The following is an 18,122-nucleotide window of genomic DNA, read 5'->3' on the forward strand; positions in this document are numbered from 1 at the left end:
TCCGCCTCGCGCAGAATCTTCACCATCTGCTCTTCCGTAAACCGACTCTTCTTCATGGGGGCTTCCTTTCCGTCGGAAGCCATTCTCTCTCAAGAATCAGTCGGTCCGAGAATCGGCCAGCAGGTCACCGCGCCTGCCTTCGGGCCCAATCGAACTGGAACCTGCGCTCGACGAACTCGCCAGAATCTCGAATGAGCGTTATGACAAATCCAGCACCGCCGGACCGTTTCGTCGCCTATAGGGCAATCCAGCTCTCGCGACATACGCCTTCGAGCGACCGGTCGCCGCATAGTACTTTTCGTACGTGTCCTTGTCGAGCGATGGCAGCGCCGTGCGGTTTGCCTCGACTGCGCGAGCGGTGCGTCGTCGAGGGCGGTCACGATCACCGAGCCGTACGGCGACTTTGCCTCGATCGTGACCTCGCCGAGGACGAACGGCGACCGCGCCGCGAGCGCACCGGCGACACCTCGCGAGCGCGGGGTGCTCACGGTGAGCACGCCGCGAGCCCAATCCAGCTCGATGTCGCCCGTGTTCGAGCGCACCCGGCTGCGCGTCCGGTCGATGAAGGGCTCGATCTCGGCGACGTCGAGCGCGTCGCGACGCGCGTCGAGCTCGACGAGCGAGGGGCCGACGAAGTAGGCGAGGGGATCGACGACGCCGCGTCGCGCGTCGCGCGTCGGCTCGCGGTCGCCAGCTGCGCGCCCATGCCCAGCATCCCCGTCGCGTTCGTGGCTCCCGTGCTCTCCGATCAAGACGACATCCGCATCATCCGCGTCGACGAGTGATCTCGGTGCTGAGCGAGGAGCCGAGCGAAACGTTCACCGAAGCGTCGCGCTTGAAGCGCGAGATGCGGGACTCGATGTCGGCGGCGATCTCCGTAGTGGTGCGGCCGGCCGCCGGGATGTCGCCGACGAGATCGATCGAGATCATGCCGTCTGGTCGCACCGTCGCCGCGCGCACGATCTGCGGGTCGGGCAGGATCGTGATGTCGAGACGGTCGGGCGGACCGACGCGGTACGGCAGCGTCTCGGGAGCCGGAGGCGGATTCACCGTGGGCGTCGACGCGCAGCCCGCGGCGAATGCGAGCGCGCAGCCAGCGAGCGCGAGAGCCTGTGAAAAGCGGAGCATCGAGAGCCTCCTGGGCGATACCGGGGCGAGCGTACCGGCTACTCGCCAATCAAGAACTGAAAACGCGTGTGGCCGATCTGAACCTCGTCCCCGGATTTCAGCACGCTGCTGCGCACTCGCTTGCCGTTCACTTTCGTGCCGTTGGTGGACTGCAGGTCCTCCACCGTGTATTCGCCACTGTCGGGGTCGAACTGGATGATCGCGTGCTCGCGGCTGATGCCTTCGTCGAGCAGCGTGATGTCGGTGGTGGGATTCCGCCCGATCAGCGTCTCGAGGGCGTCGATCTCGTAGGTCAAGCCCTCAAATCCGCCATTGCGGATCTCGAGGCGCGCGTGACCGCGCCGCTGCGTTCGCTCTGACACCCGGGCCCCCCGCTGCGAGACCCTCTTCGGCGTGAAGTTGCGCACGCTTGAGGGCTTGCGCCAGCGCCTACAGCTGGCGGTGGCGCAGCGCTGGAAGGCTCGCGCGGATGTGGTCCTGCTGCGCGAGGTCGCAGTCGACGACTACCGCGCAAGGGCGGTCCGGCGCGACCGCCAGCACGACGCCCCACGGATCGATCGCGAGGCTGCGCCCGTGGCTCGCGCGCGCAGGGGTGTGCTGGCCCCACTGCGCAGGCGCGAACACGAAGCACTGATTCTCGATCGCCCGCGCACGCAGCAGCACTTCCCAGTGATCGCGCCCGGTCTCCTTCGCGAACGCGCTCGGCACCGCGAGAAAGCGCGCCCCGGCATCCGCGTGGCGGCGATAGAGCTCGGGGAAGCGCAGGTCGTAACAAACCGACATGCCGAGCACGCCGAAGGGCGTGCGCGCCACGACCACCTCCTTGCCCGGCGCGATGCTCGCCGACTCGCGGAACTCGGCGCCGCCTTGCGCGCGCAGGTCTACGTCGAACAGGTGAATCTTCCGATACACCGCCGCGATGTCGCCGCTCGCGGAGATCAGCGTGCTCGTGTTGTGGACGCGACCATCGGAGGAGAGCTCTGGGAACGTGCCCCCGACGATCCAGAGGCCGTGCGCCCGCGCCAGCTCGCGCAGCGTTCCCACGATCTCGCCGTCGAGGCCCTGCGCGCACGGAATCGCGAGGCCTTCGCTGCGCATGAACGCGAAGTTCTCAGGGAGGAGCGCCAGCTCGGCGCCGCCGCGCGCGGCCTCCGCGACGAGCTCGCGCGTCGCCGCGAGATTGGCCGCGACGTCGTCGATGGAGCGCATCTGGATCAAGCCCGCACGCATGCGAGCATCATAAGCGCGAGCGGAGGAGTTCTACATGGCACGCGATCGCGACCTTCGCCTCGAGCTCGGCGCCGCGCTCGCGCCCCCGCTCGCGCACGAGCACGGGGTCACGCGCGAGGAGGTGCTCGCGGCGCTCCCCAAGCTCGCGGCCGTGCTTCCAGCGCTGCTCGGGCCTGCCGCGCCTTCCGGGTTTCTCGCGACGCTCGCCCGCAACGATCTCTTGCGCGAAACGGTCGCCACCGCGAAGCGGCTGCGCGCGGCGAAGTTCACGGACGTGGTGCACGTAGGCATCGGCGGCTCCGCGCTCGGTGCCGAGACGCTGCTGCGCGCGCTCGGACGCCCGTTCCACAACCTGTGGCCCGATCGCGCGCGCTCCGGTCCGCGCGTGCACTTCGTCGACAACGTCGACCCCGACTCGTTAGGGGCGCTCTGCGAGCTGCTCGCGCGCCGCAAGGCGCTGCTGCACGTCGTCTCGAAGTCCGGCGGCACCGTCGAAACTGCGGCGGGCTTCCAGATCCTGCGCAGCACACTCGCGAGCGCGAAGAACCTGCGTGAGCGCTGCGTCGTGACCACCGGGAAGGGCGCGCTGCGCGAGTACGCCGAGCGAGAAGGACTCGCGATCGTCGAGTTCCCCGAGAGCGTCGGCGGGCGCTTCTCGGCGTTCACCGCGAGTGGCCTGCTCACGCCCGCGGTTGCCGGCGTGGACGTAGCCGCCGTGGTGCGCGGCGCGCGTCACTTCGCCGCACGCGTCACCGCGTCGCCGCTCGATGCGAACCCCTCCGCGCTCGCCGCAGCCGTCACGACGCTGCTGGCCGAACAGCGCGGCAAACCCGTGCTCGCGGTGATGCCGTATGCGGACGCGCTCGAGCCGCTCTCGCGCTGGAGCGTGCAGCTGCTCGGTGAGAGCCTCGGCAAGAAGCAGCGCGCGGGCGGTCGCAACGTCGGTCCGACGCCGCTGCCCGCGCGGGGCTCGACCGACCAGCACTCCCAGGTGCAGCTTTTCGTGGAGGGTCCCGCGGACAAGCTCGTCGCGTTCGTGCGCGTCGGGAGGACGCAGCGGCGCGTGCCGGTTCCCGGCGGCGCGCCCGCCGCCTACCTGCGCGGCGTCGAGCTCGGGCGCTTGTTACGGGCGGAGGCCGACGGCACGCGCGTGGCGCTCGCCGAGGCAGGGCGCCCGAGCCTCACGTGGGAGCTGCCGCAGCTCAGCGCGCACACGCTCGGGCAGATGCTGCTCGCGTTGATGCTGCAGACCGCTTATCAGGGCGAGCTTTACGGCATCGACGCCTACGACCAGCCCGGCGTCGAGGCGGGGAAGGTCGCTGCCTTCGCGCTGATCGGGCGCGCGGGGTACGAACAGCGCCGCGCCGAGCTCGAGGCGAGACCGCTGCCGAGCTGGCGAGTCTGAGCGCAGGCAGCGTCAGTCGCGGAACTGAGAGGGGTCGAGCCCCGTGCGCCGCAGCACGTCGTAGAAATCCTTGCGGTCCTTGCGCGCGAGGCGCGCGGCGCGGCTGATGTTGCCGTCGCAGCGCCGTAACAACACCGAGACGTAGCGGCGCTCGAAGGCGCGCTTCGCCTCCTTGAACGACGGCGCCTTGTCGCGCGCGAGCAGCAGCGCCTCTGCGGTGATCGCGCCGTCGCCGTTCAGGCGCACGGCCTCGCGGATGCGCGCACGCAGCTCGAGCGCGTCGCCGCTCCACGCCTCCTCGAGCAGCGCATCGCGCGCGTCGGCGGTGAATCCCACCGCGCGGGCGCCGGCCTCGTCCGAGAAGGTGCGCAGATAGTGCGCCGCGAGCGCGAGCACGTCCTCGCGGCGCTCGGCGAGCGGCGTGAGGCGGATCTCGTGATGCGGGACCTGCATGAACGGCGACGTGGGGGCTCCGTCGCTGCCGAGCACCACCCGCGCGGCGAGCGCGCGATCCCCGCTCTCCCCCTCGCGCCGGAAGCGCCGCAGCGAGACGGCGTGCAACAGCATGTCGCGGACCGCAGGGCGCAGCGCTTCGACGCCATCGATGAAGATCGTGCCGCCCGCTGCGCGCTCGAGCGCGCCGACGTGGGTGCCCGGAATCGCGGGGTAGTGGCCCGCCGCGCAGCCGACCAGCGAGCGCTCTTGGAGCGCTTCGGGCATCGCGCTGCACACGAGCAGGGAGAACTCCGCGCGGGCGCGCGGGCCCCAAGCATGGATCGCGCGCGCTGCGCCATCGCGGTCGCTGCCCGGGGGCCCCGTCAGCCACACCGGCATGTCGGAGCGCGCGGCCGCGGTCGCCTGCGCGATCAAGCGCCGCGTCGCCTCGCTCGCGCCCACGATCGCATCCTCGCGGCGTTTCCCCGTCGCTGCGGAGGCCGTAGGCTGTGAGGCGAGCCGCGTCTCGCTCGCGCGCGTCGGGGTTCCGTCGGCCCGCTCCGATAACTCGCTCGCGCTCATTCAGGGACTCCTCGCGGGGGCATCGAAAAATGATTGATAATTCGCTGGGTTTGTCAATCTCCTGCGGATCGGAACAAGCTCAGGAGCAGCGCGGGCGATGACGACGAGGCCGCGAATCGAGCGGCTCCCGAGTGAGGTGATCGACCAGATCGCGGCAGGGGAGGTCGTCGAGCGGCCCGCCTCCGTGGTGAAGGAGTTGGTCGAGAACGCCGTCGACGCCGGCGCATCGCGACTGCGAATCGAGCTGCGCGGCGGCGGCCGCGATCTGATCGCGGTGACCGACGACGGCATCGGCATGACGCCCGACGAGGCGCGCCTCGCGCTCGAGCGCCACGCCACGAGCAAGCTGCGCGGTCTCGCGGATCTCGAGTCGATCGCGAGCTTCGGCTTTCGCGGTGAGGCGTTGCCGGCGATCGCTTCCGTCTCGCGCTTCCGGCTGCGCACGCGCGCGCGCGGCGCCGACGCCGGCGTCGAGATCGACATCGAGGGCGGCGTTCTCGTCGCCGAGCGCGTGGTCGGCACGAGCGAGGGCACGCGCATCGAGGTCGCCGACTTGTTCGCGAACGTGCCGGCGCGGCGAAAGTTCCTGAAGTCCGCAGCGACCGAGTGGGGGCACGTGAGCGACTGGCTCGGCCGCGCCGCGCTCGCGCTGCCGCAGGTGCACTTCGACGTCGTGCGCGACGACCACCCCTCGCTCAGCTGGCCCGCGGTCGCGGATCCCGTCGAGCGCATCGCCGCGGTGCTCGGCGAAGAGGATGCGGCGGCGCTCGTCGCCGCCGAGCACGACGCGGGCCCGCTCGCGCTGCGCGCGTTCGTGTCGCGCCCCGAGGCGCACCGCGCGACGACCGGCAACATCCACGTGTTCGTGAACGGCCGCCCCGTGCGCGACCGCTTGTTACGGCACGCGCTGCTCCAGGTGTATCGCGACGTGCTGCCGCGCGGGCGTTTCCCGAGCGCGGTGCTCTTCCTGAGCGTGGCCGCCGGCGGCGTCGACGTGAACGTGCACCCCGCGAAGTGGGAGGTGCGTTTCGCGGACCCGCAGGCCGTGTATCGCCTGCTCGAGCGGACGCTGCGCGATGCCCTCGCGCAGCGCAGTTGGCTGGGCGCGAGTCTGCGCCCCGCGCAGCCACTCGCTGCCGGCTCGGCGCCGCGCGTTTTCCCCGAGCTCGCGCGCGAGCCCAGCGTCGGCGACTGGGCGTTCGCGGGCGCGCGGCCGACAGCGCCGCTCGTCGCCTCGTCGACGACGGCGAACGAGTCCACGACGCACTCTCGTAGCCACGAAGCGCCGCGCTTCGGCGAGCTCCGCGTGATCGGTCAATTGTTAGGGACGTACGTGCTGCTCGAGGGCCGCGACGGACTGCTGCTCGTCGACCAACACGCTGCGCACGAGCGCGTGCTGTACGAGCGACTGCGCGCGAGCTGGCTCGAGGGCAAGACGCCGCGTCAGGCGCTGCTCGTGCCCGCGACGTGCGAGCTCGCTCCAGCGGCGGTCGCGGCGTGCGACCGCAACGGCGCCTGGCTCGCGCAGCTCGGCTTCGAGGTGGAGGCGTTCGGGGAACGCAGCGTCGTGCTGCGCTCGGTGCCGGAGCTGTTCGCGGACCGCGATCCGCTGCCGTTGTTACGGGAGCTCGCCGAGCAGCTCGCGTCCGAAGGGGAGAGCCGCAGCGCGCGGCCGCTCGACGCGGCGGACCGCTTCTTCGCGACGGTCGCCTGCCACGCCGCACGCCGCGGGGGCGACGTCCTGCCCGACGCCGAGCTGCGCGCGCTGATGCGCGAGCTCGACACGATTCCGTGGGCGCCCACGTGCCCGCATGGCCGGCCCGTCGCGACGCCGCTCTCGAAGCGCGAGATCGAGCGGCGATTCGGGCGCGTCTAGCGGACCGGCGGCGACACCGGCGAGGTCAGCGCCTACGTTGCCGCGCCCATGTCGTCCCCGAGCGAGCGCGAGCCCGTGATCGTGATCAGCGGCCCCACCGCGTCGGGGAAGACTGCGCTCGCGATCGAGCTGGCCGTGCGCTTCGGCGGCGAGATCGTGAACGCCGATTCGATGCAGGTCTATCAGGGCATGGACATCGGCACCGCGAAGCCGAGCGCCGCCGAGCGCGCGCGGGTGCCGCATCACTTGCTCGACATCGTGGCGCCCGACGAGCTCTACAACGCGTCGCGCTTCGCCGCGGACGCCAGCGCTGCGGTCGCGGCGATCCGCGCGCGCGGGGCGCTGCCGTTCCTCGTCGGCGGTACCGGGCTCTACATCCGCGCGCTGCTCACGGGCCTAACAACCGGAGTAGGGCGCGACGCCGAGTTTCGGGCTTCGCTCGAAGCCGAGCACGCGCGCGCGGTCGCGACAGGCGACCCGACGCGTCTCCACCGCCGCCTCGCCGAGGTCGATCGCGAGAGCGCAGCGCGCCTTCACCCCAACGATCTCGTGCGGATCATCCGCGCGCTCGAGATTCACGCGGCGAGCGGGCGCGCGCCGTCGCAGCTGCGCCGCGAGCAGGTCCCGCGCCCGCGCTACCACGCGCTCTACCTCGCGCTCGATCCGGGCCGCGAGGCGCTCGCCGAGCGCATCGATCGCCGCTGCGAAGCGATGGTCGCCGGCGGGCTGCTGCAGGAGGTGCGGCGGCTGCGCGACGCGGGCTACGGGCCCAAGCTCGCGTCGATGAAGGCGATTGGGTACCGGCACATGCAGCCCGTGATCGACGGCCTCGAGACCCTCGCGAACGTGCTCGAGGCGCTGAAGCGCGACACGCGGCAGTTCGCGCGGCGGCAGCGCACGTGGCTGCGGGGCGAGGCGGGCGTCGAGTGGTTCGACCCCGCGAAGCCGGACGCACTTGCGGCGCGCATCGAAGCCTTCCTCGCTGCTCGCGCCGCGGCCTGAGCTCGCGATATGCGTCTCCCGCTCGTCGCGATCGTGGGCCGCCCGAACGTCGGCAAATCCACGCTCTTCAACCGGCTGACGGGCTCGCGCCGCGCGCTGGTCGACGACACGCCAGGCGTCACGCGCGACCGCCTCGCGGCGGAGGTCTCGGTGCGCGGCCGCAGCATCCTGCTGGTCGACACCGCGGGGCTCGACGCGGACGCCGACAGCGAGATCGACGCGGCGGTGCAGGAGCAGGCGCGCGCCGCGGTGGAAGCGGCCGACGCGATTCTGTTCGTGACGGACGGCCAGGCGGGCCTCGTGCCGCAGGAGCACGAGATCGCCGACTTGTTACGGCGAACGAAGCGGCCCGTTGCGCTCGCGGTCAACAAGATCGATGCGCCGCGCCACGCGCCGCGCATGCTCGAGTTCCACGCGCTCGGCCTCGAGCCCGTGCGCGCGATCTCGGCGGAGCACGGCTCGGGCGCGTGGGATGTGCTCGAAGAGATCGTCGCGAAGCTGCCGCCGCCGGCCGAGCAGGCGCCAGAGGCGCCGCTCGCCGAGCGTCCGCTGCGCGTCGCGATCGTCGGGCGCCCGAACGTGGGCAAGAGCTCGCTGCTGAATCAGCTCGCCGGCGAGACGCGCGTCGTCGTATCGAGCGAAGGCGGCACCACGCGCGACGCGATCGACGTGAGCGTCGAGCGCGATGGGCGCTCCTACGTGTTCGTCGATACCGCGGGCATGCGGCGCGCGGGCCGGCGCGATCGCCTGGTCGAGCGCGGCAGCGCGCTCATGGCCGTGCGCGCGATCGAGGACGCCGATGTCGCGCTCGTGCTGCTCGATGCCAGCGAGGGTTTCACCGACCAAGACGCGCGCGTCTTGATGCTCGTGCGCGAGCGCGGGCGCCCGTGCTTGCTCCTGGCGAACAAGTGGGATCGCGTCGGCGGCGAGGACGCGGCCAAGCGCGCGCGCGACGGGATCGAGCGGCGGCTGCGGCCGGTCTCCGACGTCCCGGTGCTCGAGGTTTCCGCGAAGACCGGAAAGAACACGGGGCGCATTCTTCCCCTCGCAGCGAAAGTCGCGGAAGCGGCTGCGCAGGAGATCCCGACCTCGGCGCTGAATCGCTGGCTGCAGGACGCCGTGCGCCGCCACGAGCCATCGATGGCGCAGCGCGGAACGCGCAAGCGCCCGATCAAGTTCTTCTACGCCACGCAGGCAGGCACGCGTCCGCCGACCTTCGTGCTGTTCTGCACCGAGCCGCGCGAAGTGCTCGACTCGTACCGGCGCTTCCTCGAAAACCGCCTGCGCGAGGACTTCGGCTTCGCTGGCGTGCCCGTGCGCCTGCGCCTCCGAAAACGCCACGCCGAACGAGAGACGTAGGCAAACGCGGCGGATAGACTGCGCCGCTTTTCTTAGGAGAACGCGCGTGGCGAGCCGCAATCTGCCGAATCCGCCCACCGAGCTCGTTGGCGAGATCGACTCCGTCTTCGAGCGCGCGGCTGCGTGGATCAACCACAACGGGACGCTCGTCGCGATCACGATCGGCGCCGTGCTGCTGCTCGGGCTCGCGCTCGGGATCGTCACGAGCCTCCGCGAGCGCAGCGCGCAGAAAGCGCAGGCCGAGGTTGCCGGTGTCTTCAGCGCCTACCTCACGGCGATGGGCGCGTCGCCCGGCGCCGCAGAGGCGCCCGAGCCCGCGAACCCCGAGCTCGGGCGCCAGACGCGCGCCGAGTACGCGACCAAGCTGCTCGCTGCGGCGAGCGCTCACGAGGGAACGGCTGCTGCGGCCGAGGGCCGACTCCAGGCTGCGGCGCTACTCGAGAAGAACGGCGAAGCGCAGTCCGCGTTCGACGCCCGCAAGCAAGCGGCCGAGAACGCGCCGCGCGGAACCGCGGTGCGCGCGCTCGCGCTCGCGCGCTTCGCGGTCGAGCTCGAGAGCAAGGGCGAGCTGAAGGCCGCGGCCGCGGCGCTCGAGGAAGCCAGCGAGATCGACTCGCCCGGACAGGCGCTGATGCTCGCCGACGCGGCCCGCGTGCTTGCCGACTTGGGCGAGCGCGAGAGGGCGGTCGCGCTGTATCGCCGCGCCGAGGAGCTCGGGGTCGACGCGATTCCCGCGCACGTGAAGGCGCGGATGCAGGCGCTGCTCGCCGGGGCCGAGTGAATCGACGGCGCGGCGGGGAGCTCAGCCCGCATGAAGCGATCGGCGCTCTATCTCGGCGGCACGCTTCCGACGCGATCGGAGACGTTCGTGTATCGCGAGGTGTTCGGCCTGCGCGACCGGGGATGGCGGGTGGCGGTGGCGAGCGTTCACCCGCCGCAGCGCGACCTCGGCGAGGCGGCGCTCGATGCGCTCGCGGATGAGGCGATCGTGGCGTACCGCCCGGGCGTCGTCGGCCGCGCCATCGCGGAGTGGCTTCGCCATCCCCTGCGAGCGTCGAGCACTCTGCTAGATGGACTGCGACTTTCGCTGTTCGGCTCCGATGTGTCGCTCGCCGGGCGCCCGAAGGTGATCTGGCAGACGCTGGCCGCGCTGGGGATCGCCGACGAGGTGCGGCGGCTCGACGTTTCGCGCATTCACGCGCACATGGCGCACGTGCCGACGACGATCGCGATGATCCTCGCTCGCCACCTCGGCCTGCCGTTCAGTTTCACCGGCCACGCGGTGGACCTGTTCCGCGACGGCTCGCTGCTGCGAGAGAAGCTTCGGCGGGCGGCGTTCTGCGCCTGCATCAGCGAGTGGCACCGCGCGTTCTATCAGTCCATCGATCGGTTGAGCGTCGATCGACTGCCGGTGATCCGCTGCGGCGTGGACATCGAGCGGTTCGCGCCGCGCGGCGAGTCGCGACGAACGGACGGGCGCCGGCAGATCGTCGCAGTCGGTCGCCTCGTTCCAAAGAAAGGGTTCGACCTCTTGCTCGACGCGGCTCCGGCTCTGCTCGAGCGGCACCGCGACCTCGTCATCCGCATTGCGGGCGACGGACCCGAGCGCGAGGCGCTCACGGCACGCTGGCGCTCGCTCGGCGCTCCAAAGAACATCGAGCTACTCGGGGCGGCGACGAACGAGGACGTGCGCCGGATGCTTCGCGACGCGGATCTGTTCGTCCTGCCGTGCCGCATCGACGACTCCGGAGATCGCGACGGCATTCCCGTCGTGCTCATGGAGGCCATGGCCTGTGGAACACCCGTGGTGTCGGGTGATCTGCCCGCGATCCGAGAACTGATCACCGATGGCGACACGGGCCTGCTGGTCCCCTCGGACGATTCCGCCGCGCTCGCGGCTGCGATCGAGCGGGTTCTCACGGATCGCGCGCTGGCGGGCCGACTTGCCGCGCGCGGGCGCGAGCGCGTCGTCGAGGAATTCGCTCTCGAGATCAACCTGCGCCGGCTGACGCGCGCGTTCGGCGAGCCGGAGGAACTGCACGACACCGAGCGCAAGCCGGGCGCGCTGGCCTCCGCCGCACCGACGTGAGATGCGCGCTGCTCGACTGCTCGCGTCGTCGCTTCACAACAGGGCGGCGCCACGAGCTCGCCGCGACGCACGGCTCGGCGAGGCACGCTGCGCCTGCATTCGTTCTGGTCCGATAAGGATGATTATGTCAAATAGATCGGCGATGTCCTGAATCGCGCGGACCGCTCTGCCCGCGCAAATGCGCCGCTCGCAGGAACGCCTTTGAATCCGCGCACGCGCAGCGTTTCCTGGCTCCCCTCGTTCGACTCGCTGTGCTAATCGCCGCCCGTTCTTTGCGCCCCGATGACCGCGGAGGGATGCGAGCCATGGCCAAGAAGAAGCCTGCGAAGCCAGCCAAGAGCGCGGCGAAGAAGGCCGTCGCCAAGGCGAAGCCGAAGCCCGCGGCCGCGAAGGCGAGAGCCAAGAAGCCGGAGAAGAAGTTGCCGTCGAAGAAAGCTGCGCCCCCTGCTCCCAAGGCGAAGAAAGCGAAGCCCGTGGGGCCGCGAGCCGCCGCACCGAAGCCGACCAACAAGGCAGCGCCGAAGAAGGCCAAGCAGCCGAAGGTCGCCTCGCCGCCCGCGAAGAAGAAGCCCGCCGTAACGCCCACCGGCGTCGCGAAGCCGGGCCTCGGGCACAAATGGGCGTGCTTCAACTGCGGCGTGAAGTTCTACGACCTCGGCAAAGACGTCCCGGTGTGCCCGAAGTGCGAGGCCGATCAGCGCGACCGCCCGCCGGTCGTCGCGGAGGCATCCACGGCGCCTTCGCAACCGAAGCGCCCCTCGATGGCGCCGATGTCGCGCTTCCTCGACGACGACGAGGTCGCAGCGCCGGAGCCCGATGAGTTCGGCGTCGCTCCGGATACCGACGCCGAAGAGCCCGCGGAAGCGGCCGAGATCGACATCGAGTCGCTCGAAGAGCCGGCGGGGCTCGGCGAAGGCGGCGACTTCAGCGCAGAGGTCGAAGAGGAGTAGTCGCGAGGAACTCGCGCAGGCGCGCCGCGTCCGGCAGCCCGCCCTGTGCGCCGAGCGCGAGGCACGCGCAGGCAGCCAGCGCGTGCGCCGTTCGCAGCATCTCCTCGCCAGCGAGGCCGCTGAGCAGCGCATGCGCGACGCCGGCGTGAAACGCATCGCCCGCGCCCGTGGTGTCGACTGCCGCGATCTCGAACGCGGGCGTCTCCACGACTTCCCCGCGCAGCCAGGCGACGGCGCCCGCGCTCCCGCGCGTGACGACAGGGAGGCGCGCGCCGCCTCGGGCGAGCTCGCGCACCGCCCGCTCGGGAGAGCCGAACAGCCCCTGCGCGAGCCCTTCCGAGATCACGGGATGTGAGGCCTGCACGAGCAGCGCCTCGATCCCGGGCGCCGGCGTGTCCGCATCGAGGACGCACGGGATCTCTGCCTCGCGCGCGAGCGCGGCGACGCGGAGCGCGAGTGAGAGATCGCCGGCGTCGAGCAGCACGACGCGCGAGGCGGCGACCTCCTCCCGCGCGACGGCGTCCTGCGGAAGCGAGAGCTTCGCGTCGCGCTCCCACAGCACGGTGCGCTCGCCCCGCGCATCGACCCAGATCCACGCGCCTTGGGTGCGCGCGCCCGCAACGCGGTGCACCCGCGATACGTCGACGCGCGCCGCGCGCAGCGGTGCGAGCACGATCTCTGCAGCCGCGTCGTCGCCCGTGCTGCTCACGAGCGCGGCGCTGTGACCGAGCCGCGCGCACGCGAGCGTCGCCGTCGCGATCTGGCCGCCGGGCAGCGCCACGCGCTCGCGCATGCGCGCCTTCTCGCCGCGCGCTGGCGACTCGTCGACGCGCGCGACCTCGTCGAGCGCGCACTGCCCGACGCCGAGCACGTCCCAGCGCTTCGCGCCCCGCGCGCTCAATACAGCGCCTGATAAATCCGGTAGCTGCGCAGCACGCGCTTCACGTAGCTGCGCGTTTGGTCGTACGCGATCGCCTCGATCCAGGCATCTTGCTCGAGGTGCCCGAGCTGCGACCGCCAGCGCTCGACCGCCTCGGGCCCCGCGTTGTACGACGCGATCGCCGCGGAGGCGTTGCCGCCGAAGCGCGCGAGCAGCTCCGCGAGATAGGCCGCGGCGAGCTCCAGGTTGCGAGCCGGCACGAACAGCTCGTCGGGATCGAAGCTCGCGCTGCCGAGGCGCGCGGCGAGCTTGCGCCCGGTGTCGGGCATGATCTGCACGAGTCCGCGCGCGCCCACGACCGAGAGCGCCTTCGGATCGAAGCCCGACTCTTCGCGCATCACCGCAAACAACAACTCGGGCGGGATTCCCGCAGCGGCTGCCGCGCGCTCGACGTCGGCGGGGAACGCGCGTGGATACGCCGCCCACCACAGATCCGCCTCGCCCGATGGCGGGCCGGCTGCGAGCTCGAGTCCGTAGGCGTCGAGCACGACGCGCTGCGCCGCGCCGAACTCGCCGGCGTCCTGCAGCAGCGACGCGAGCGCGAGGCGGTCTTCGCGCAGCCGAGCGCGCGGAGCGAGGGCGCGTGCTTCGGCGCCCGCTTCCTCGCGCAGGCCCGCTTCGAGGAGGATGCGCGTGCGCAGCAGCGCTGCTGCGGGCAGCGGCTCGCCGCGCGGCTCCGGACCGAGCGACGGCGCTTCACCGGCGCGCTCCGGCTGCGCGCCGTTCGCGCGCGCCGCGGCCTCTTGTCCGTAATAAGTGAAGCGCCAGTCGCGCGCGAGCGTCGCCAGGCGCGTGTCGCCGCGCGCGTCGCCGACGGCGTGGAGCGCGCGCGCCTCCCAGTAGCGCGCGCGCAGCGCCTCGATCGGGTCCGCCGTGTCGCGCGCGAGCGCGGCGAGCCCGCTGGCGGCGTCGCTCCAGCGCTTCTCCAAGGTCGCTCGCCACGCCAGCCGCCAGCGCGCCTCGATGCGCAGCTCTGCGGTCTTGGCTCTGGCGAGCGCCTGCTCGTAGCGCGTGCGCGCGGTCGCGGCGTCGTCGTCCTCGTAGAGCGTGCCCGCGAGGAACAGCGCGCGCGCGCCCCAGCTGTCCCCCGTTTCGCCGAGCGCCTCGAACGCCCGCTTGGCCGCGGGGATCCGCCCGCTGCGCGCGAGCGCACGTGCGCGCCAGAAGCGGTTCTCGCGCGAATCCGGCAGCGCCGCGAAGGCGCGCTCGGCGGCGGGGTACTGGCGGTCGCGGAACAGCAGCTCCGCGCGCAGCGCGGCCAGGTCCGCGCGCGCCCTCGCCCCGAGCGCATCGCTCGCGAGCGCGGCGTCGCAGGCCGCGAGCGCCTCGGCGTTCCAGAACGCGCGGAACAAGTTGCAACAGCGCGCCGCGTGGTCCGCCGCGGTGATGCGCTGCGGCCCGCCCGCGAGCTTCGTCAGCTCCGCGTGAGCCGCCGCCGCCGCTTTCGTCGCGGCGCGGTCTCGCCAAATCGCGAGCAGCGCTCCCGCCACATCTTCCCCGCCGGCCTGCCGCGCGCGCGCCTCCGCGAGCGCGAGCGCAGCCCGCGCTTCCGCATCGCTCCCGTGTTTCCGTGCGACCGCGAAGGCATTCGCCGCGCGCGTGAAGCTGCCGAGCGCGAGCGCGGCCTCGCCGTCGAGCTGCGCGACGCGCCCGAGCAGCGGCGAGCTCGCGTAGCTGGCGGCGAACGCGCCCGCGCGCTCGCCGACGGCCGCATGACTCGCCTCGCGCGCGAACGAGGCGATCGCCTGATGCGCGGCGTGGTCGGCGACGATCGGGAAGCGCTGCTCGACTCCCGCGAGCGCCTCGCGTCCGCGGGCCGGGTCGCTCGCGAGCAGCGCGAGCGCCTCGCGCAGCGCGGGTCCCGCCGCGCGCGGATCGGCGGGCTCCGCCTGCGCGCGAGCGAACTGCGCGATCGCGACCAGTCCCGCGCAAACGACCGCGCGCCGTAGCGTGCTTCGCATTGGATCCCCCGAGGCGAGCGAGTGTGAAAAACGAGCGTGCGGTGTCAACGCGCGCGCGCGACGCCTAAGGTGCGCCGCCGTGAGAGAAGCCAGTGCATCGCGGCGAGTTCTCGGCCTCGCGCTGTGCGCGCTCGCGTTCGCGTTCGCCGCACGCGCGACCGCGCAGCCGCAAGCGCCGCGCGGTCTCTGGGTGCTGGCCGAAGGCTCGCAGCGCGTGCTCGAGAATCCCGAGCGCGTCGCCACGCTGCTCGCGGACGCGCGCGCGCTCGGCGTCACGGATTTGTTCGTGCAGGTGCATCGCGGCGGGCGCGCCTGGTTCGACTCGCGCTGGGCCGACAGCGCGCCCTTCACGGCCGCGCGCCGTAACAACCGCGGCCGCGATCCGCTCGCCGCGCTGATCGCGAGCGCGCGCGCCGAGGGCCTGCGCGTCCACGCGTGGTTCAACGTGCTGAACCTCGCCTCGAACGCGCAGGCGCCCATCCTCGTCGCGCTCGGGCGCGGCGCCGTGCACGTCGACCAGCACGGCCGCTCGCTGCTCGACTACCCCGAGTACGAGGTGCCGCCGCCCGATCGCACGTACTACCGCCTCGGCACGCCGGGCATTTGGCTCGACCCCGCGGCGCCTGGCGTCGCGGAGCGGCTCGCGGCCACCGTGGGTGAGCTCGTCGCGAAGTACCCGGGCCTCGCGGGCGTGCACCTCGACTACATCCGCTACGCCGACGCGCTGCCGTTCGTGCCGGGCTCGCGCTTCGGGGTCGGGCTCTCGTTCGGTTACGGCGAGGCGTCGCGCGCGCGTTTTCACGCCGAGACCGGCCTCACCGCGCCCTTCCGGGAGAGCCTCGCGAACGCCGACGCGTGGGACGGCTGGCGGCGCGGGCAGCTCGACGCGCTCGTCGCGCGCATCGCCGCGGCATCGCGCGCGGCGCGCCCCGGAGTCGTCCTCTCGGCCGCGGTGATTCCGGACCCAGAGCGCGCGCTCACGGTCGACATGCAGGACTGGCGCGGCTGGCTCGACGCGGGCTCGCTCGACTTCGCAGTGCCGATGCACTACGTGCGCGACCCGAAGCGCTTCGACTACGGCGTCGAGGCGCTCGCGGCTCTCGTGCCGAAGCGCCGCGTCTGGATCGGGCTCGGCTCGTGGCTCTTCGCGAGCAATCCCGCTGGCGCGTCGTTGCAGGTGGCACGCGTCGCGCACGAGCCCGGCGTCGGCAGCGCCCTCTTCTCGTGGGATGCATTGCGCGAGAGCCCGCCGCTGCTCGAGGCGCTGGTGAGCGCCGAGCGCGCGGCGCGCACGCCAGCGCCGTGATCGATCTCGCCGACTACGACTACGAGCTGCCGCCCGAACGAATTGCGCAGGCGCCGCTCGCGGAGCGCGACGCGTCGCGGCTGCTCGTGCTCGACCGCAAGACGGGCGCGCGCGCGCACCGTCACGTGCGCGAGCTGCCGGCGCTGCTCGGGCCGAACGACCTGCTCGTGCTGAATGCGACGCGTGTCCTGCCGGCGCGACTTCGCGGCGAGAAGGCGGGCGGCGGCCGCGCGGAGGCGCTGCTGCTCGGCGCCGCGCAGGAGGCTGGCGCCTTCGAGGCGCTCGTTCGCGCGCGCGGGCGGCTCCGCGTGGGACAGAAGCTGCGCTTCGCGCGCGCCGCGGCGAGTGCGGATGCGGAGATCGCGGAGTTGTCAGGCGACGGCCGCGTCGTGCTGCGCTTCGCTGCAGGCACGGATCCCTACGCGCTCGGCGAGATGCCGCTTCCGCCGTACATCAAGCGCGCGAGCGAGAATGCGGACGACGTCGCGCGCTACCAGACCGTGTTCGCGCGGGCGCCTGGCTCGGTGGCCGCGCCCACCGCGGGGCTCCACTTCAGCGACGCACTGCTCGCAGCGCTGCGCGCGCGCGGCGTGCGCACCGCGGAGGTCGTGCTGCACGTGGGCATCGGCACGTTCCGCCCGCTGCGCGAGGAAGACCTCGCTGCAGGCGAGCTGCACTCCGAGCGCTTCGAGCTCGGCGAAGAGACCGTTCGCGCGATCCGCGAGACGCGCGGCCGCGGCGGGCGCGTGGTGGCGGTCGGCACCACCTCGACGCGCGTGCTCGAGAGCTGCGCGGATGGGCGCGGCGGCGTCATCGCGAGAGCGGGTGAGACGCGCCTGCTGCTCGCGCCGGGTGCGCAGTTCCGCGTCGTGGACGCGCTGCTCACGAATTTCCACCTGCCGCGCTCCTCGCTGCTTCTGCTCGTCGCCGCCTTCGCGGGCCGCGAGCCCGTGCTCGCCGCCTATCGAGAGGCGGTCGCGCTCGGCTATCGCTTCTACTCGTACGGCGACGCGATGCTGCTTTCCTGAAGAGGCCACGGAACAACACCTTGCCGCGATTACGTTTTCAGATCACCGCGCAGGGCGGCGCCGCGCGCCGCGGACTGCTCGTGACGGCCCACGGTGTGGTGGAGACGCCGGCGTTCATGCCCGTCGCCACCTACGGCGCGGTGCGCGGCCTCGACGCGGGCGACCTCGTCGAAGTCGGCGCTCAGATCGCCCTCACCAACACGTTTCATCTGCACGAGCGGCCCGGCGAGGACGTGATCGCGAAGGCCGGCGGCCTGCACGGCTTCACGGGCTGGCGTGGGCCGTGGCTCACCGACAGCGGGGGCTTTCAGGTCACCTCTCTCGCAGATCGCGCCAAGATCGACGAGGAGGGCGTGACGTTCTCGTCGCCGCTCGACGGGCGCCGCAGGCTGCTCACACCCGAGGGCGCGGTGCACATCCAAGAAGCGCTCGGCAGCGACATCGCGATGGTGCTCGACGAGTGCCTCCCGATCGAAGACGGCGACCGCACGCGCGCCGAACGCGCGCTCGCGCGCAGCCTGCGCTGGGCCGAGCGCGGGCTCGCGGCCCGCTCGCACGCGGACCAGTCGCTGTTCGGCATCGCGCAGGGCGGCGCTCACCGCGACCTGCGCCGTAGTGCGGGGCGTGCGCTCGCGGCGTTGCCGTTCGAGGGCTACGCGCACGGCGGCCTCGGGCTCGGCGAGGCGCCCGAGCGCCGGCTCGAGCTGGTGGCCGAGACGCAAGCCGAGCTCCCCGCCGCGCCGCCGCGATACCTGATGGGTCTCGGCAAGCCCGAGGACATCGTCAACGCGATCGCCCTCGGGGTCGACCTGTTCGACTGCGTCGTGCCCA

Annotated in this window: 17 protein-coding genes; 10 read left to right on the forward strand and 7 right to left on the reverse strand. The window is 72.3% G+C overall.

Annotated elements, in window-relative coordinates:
• Positions 1-89 precede the first annotated feature (89 nt).
• Genes FJ091_20950 through FJ091_20965 form a run of 4 tightly spaced genes read right to left on the reverse strand, consistent with a single transcriptional unit; the run spans position 90 to position 2,358 of the window.
• Complete coding sequence (locus FJ091_20950) at positions 90-752, reverse strand: hypothetical protein (GenBank protein MBM4385823.1); 663 nt, start codon at positions 750-752, stop codon at positions 90-92.
• A gap of 13 nt (positions 753-765) precedes the next feature.
• Complete coding sequence (locus FJ091_20955) at positions 766-1,128, reverse strand: polysaccharide biosynthesis/export family protein (protein ID MBM4385824.1); 363 nt, start codon at positions 1,126-1,128, stop codon at positions 766-768.
• A 38-nt stretch (positions 1,129-1,166) separates the two neighbouring features.
• A complete protein-coding gene (locus tag FJ091_20960; protein ID MBM4385825.1) occupies positions 1,167-1,535 on the reverse strand; it encodes an FHA domain-containing protein in 369 nt (122 codons plus the stop codon).
• A gap of 22 nt (positions 1,536-1,557) precedes the next feature.
• The gene (locus FJ091_20965; GenBank protein MBM4385826.1) at positions 1,558-2,358 is read right to left on the reverse strand and encodes a carbon-nitrogen hydrolase family protein; all 801 of its coding nucleotides are present in this window, start codon (positions 2,356-2,358) and stop codon (positions 1,558-1,560) included.
• Between the two features lie 34 nt (positions 2,359-2,392).
• Here FJ091_20965 and FJ091_20970 point away from each other — a divergent pair, with 34 nt between their 5' ends.
• Positions 2,393-3,763, forward strand: a complete 1,371-nt coding sequence (locus FJ091_20970) for a glucose-6-phosphate isomerase (GenBank protein ID MBM4385827.1) — start codon at positions 2,393-2,395, stop codon at positions 3,761-3,763.
• Between the two features lie 12 nt (positions 3,764-3,775).
• Here FJ091_20970 and FJ091_20975 read toward each other — a convergent pair whose 3' ends face one another.
• Positions 3,776-4,780, reverse strand: coding sequence for a sigma-54-dependent Fis family transcriptional regulator (locus FJ091_20975; protein MBM4385828.1), 1,005 nt, complete (start codon positions 4,778-4,780; stop codon positions 3,776-3,778).
• A 97-nt stretch (positions 4,781-4,877) separates the two neighbouring features.
• Between FJ091_20975 and mutL the strand changes: the two genes are divergently transcribed.
• From mutL to FJ091_21005, 6 genes are all read left to right on the forward strand, one after another.
• The gene (mutL, locus tag FJ091_20980; protein ID MBM4385829.1) at positions 4,878-6,656 is read left to right on the forward strand and encodes a DNA mismatch repair endonuclease MutL; all 1,779 of its coding nucleotides are present in this window, start codon (positions 4,878-4,880) and stop codon (positions 6,654-6,656) included.
• Positions 6,657-6,704: 48 nt separating this feature from the next.
• Positions 6,705-7,658 carry a tRNA (adenosine(37)-N6)-dimethylallyltransferase MiaA gene (gene miaA / locus FJ091_20985; protein ID MBM4385830.1) on the forward strand — a complete coding sequence of 318 codons (954 nt, stop codon included), beginning with the start codon at positions 6,705-6,707 and terminating at the stop codon, positions 7,656-7,658.
• A gap of 9 nt (positions 7,659-7,667) precedes the next feature.
• Positions 7,668-9,017 (forward strand): ribosome biogenesis GTPase Der, encoded by a 1,350-nt coding sequence (gene der / locus FJ091_20990; GenBank protein ID MBM4385831.1) that lies wholly within the window; start codon positions 7,668-7,670, stop codon positions 9,015-9,017.
• Between the two features lie 46 nt (positions 9,018-9,063).
• On the forward strand, positions 9,064-9,798 hold the full coding sequence (locus tag FJ091_20995) for a hypothetical protein (protein ID MBM4385832.1): 735 nt from the start codon (positions 9,064-9,066) through the stop codon (positions 9,796-9,798).
• A gap of 87 nt (positions 9,799-9,885) precedes the next feature.
• Complete coding sequence (locus FJ091_21000; GenBank protein MBM4385833.1) at positions 9,886-11,106, forward strand: glycosyltransferase family 4 protein; 1,221 nt, start codon at positions 9,886-9,888, stop codon at positions 11,104-11,106.
• Positions 11,107-11,411: 305 nt separating this feature from the next.
• On the forward strand, positions 11,412-12,056 hold the full coding sequence (locus tag FJ091_21005; protein ID MBM4385834.1) for an FYDLN acid domain-containing protein: 645 nt from the start codon (positions 11,412-11,414) through the stop codon (positions 12,054-12,056).
• Here the strand turns inward: FJ091_21005 and FJ091_21010 are convergent.
• Positions 12,031-12,957: a hypothetical protein gene (locus FJ091_21010; GenBank protein MBM4385835.1), complete on the reverse strand. Its 927-nt coding sequence runs from the start codon at positions 12,955-12,957 to the stop codon at positions 12,031-12,033. The genes FJ091_21005 and FJ091_21010 overlap by 26 nt on opposite strands.
• The gene (locus FJ091_21015) at positions 12,954-14,957 is read right to left on the reverse strand and encodes a lytic transglycosylase domain-containing protein (protein MBM4385836.1); all 2,004 of its coding nucleotides are present in this window, start codon (positions 14,955-14,957) and stop codon (positions 12,954-12,956) included. Before FJ091_21015 ends, FJ091_21010 begins: the two co-directional genes overlap by 4 nt.
• Positions 14,958-15,036: 79 nt before the next feature.
• Here FJ091_21015 and FJ091_21020 point away from each other — a divergent pair, with 79 nt between their 5' ends.
• From FJ091_21020 to tgt, 3 genes are all read left to right on the forward strand, one after another.
• Complete coding sequence (locus FJ091_21020; GenBank protein ID MBM4385837.1) at positions 15,037-16,263, forward strand: family 10 glycosylhydrolase; 1,227 nt, start codon at positions 15,037-15,039, stop codon at positions 16,261-16,263.
• Positions 16,263-17,291, forward strand: coding sequence for a tRNA preQ1(34) S-adenosylmethionine ribosyltransferase-isomerase QueA (gene queA / locus FJ091_21025; protein ID MBM4385838.1), 1,029 nt, complete (start codon positions 16,263-16,265; stop codon positions 17,289-17,291). Before FJ091_21020 ends, queA begins: the two co-directional genes overlap by 1 nt.
• A 20-nt stretch (positions 17,292-17,311) precedes the next feature.
• On the forward strand, positions 17,312-18,122 hold an 811-nt coding region (gene tgt / locus FJ091_21030; protein MBM4385839.1), incomplete at its 3' end, for a tRNA guanosine(34) transglycosylase Tgt.

The organism is Deltaproteobacteria bacterium (genome assembly GCA_016875395.1).
Taxonomy (GTDB): Bacteria; Myxococcota_A; UBA9160; order UBA9160; family UBA6930; genus VGRF01.

Coding starts and splice junctions, on each gene's coding strand:
- FJ091_20955 (MBM4385824.1), bottom strand. CDS start 1,128: ATGCTCCGCTTTTCACAGGCTCTCGCGCTCGCTGGCTGCGCGCTCGCA.
- FJ091_20975 (MBM4385828.1), bottom strand. CDS start 4,780: ATGAGCGCGAGCGAGTTATCGGAGCGGGCCGACGGAACCCCGACGCGC.
- der (MBM4385831.1), top strand. CDS start 7,668: ATGCGTCTCCCGCTCGTCGCGATCGTGGGCCGCCCGAACGTCGGCAAA.
- mutL (MBM4385829.1), top strand. CDS start 4,878: ATGACGACGAGGCCGCGAATCGAGCGGCTCCCGAGTGAGGTGATCGAC.
- miaA (MBM4385830.1), top strand. CDS start 6,705: ATGTCGTCCCCGAGCGAGCGCGAGCCCGTGATCGTGATCAGCGGCCCC.
- FJ091_20965 (MBM4385826.1), bottom strand. CDS start 2,358: ATGCGTGCGGGCTTGATCCAGATGCGCTCCATCGACGACGTCGCGGCC.
- FJ091_20970 (MBM4385827.1), top strand. CDS start 2,393: ATGGCACGCGATCGCGACCTTCGCCTCGAGCTCGGCGCCGCGCTCGCG.
- FJ091_21015 (MBM4385836.1), bottom strand. CDS start 14,957: ATGCGAAGCACGCTACGGCGCGCGGTCGTTTGCGCGGGACTGGTCGCG.
- FJ091_21005 (MBM4385834.1), top strand. CDS start 11,412: ATGGCCAAGAAGAAGCCTGCGAAGCCAGCCAAGAGCGCGGCGAAGAAG.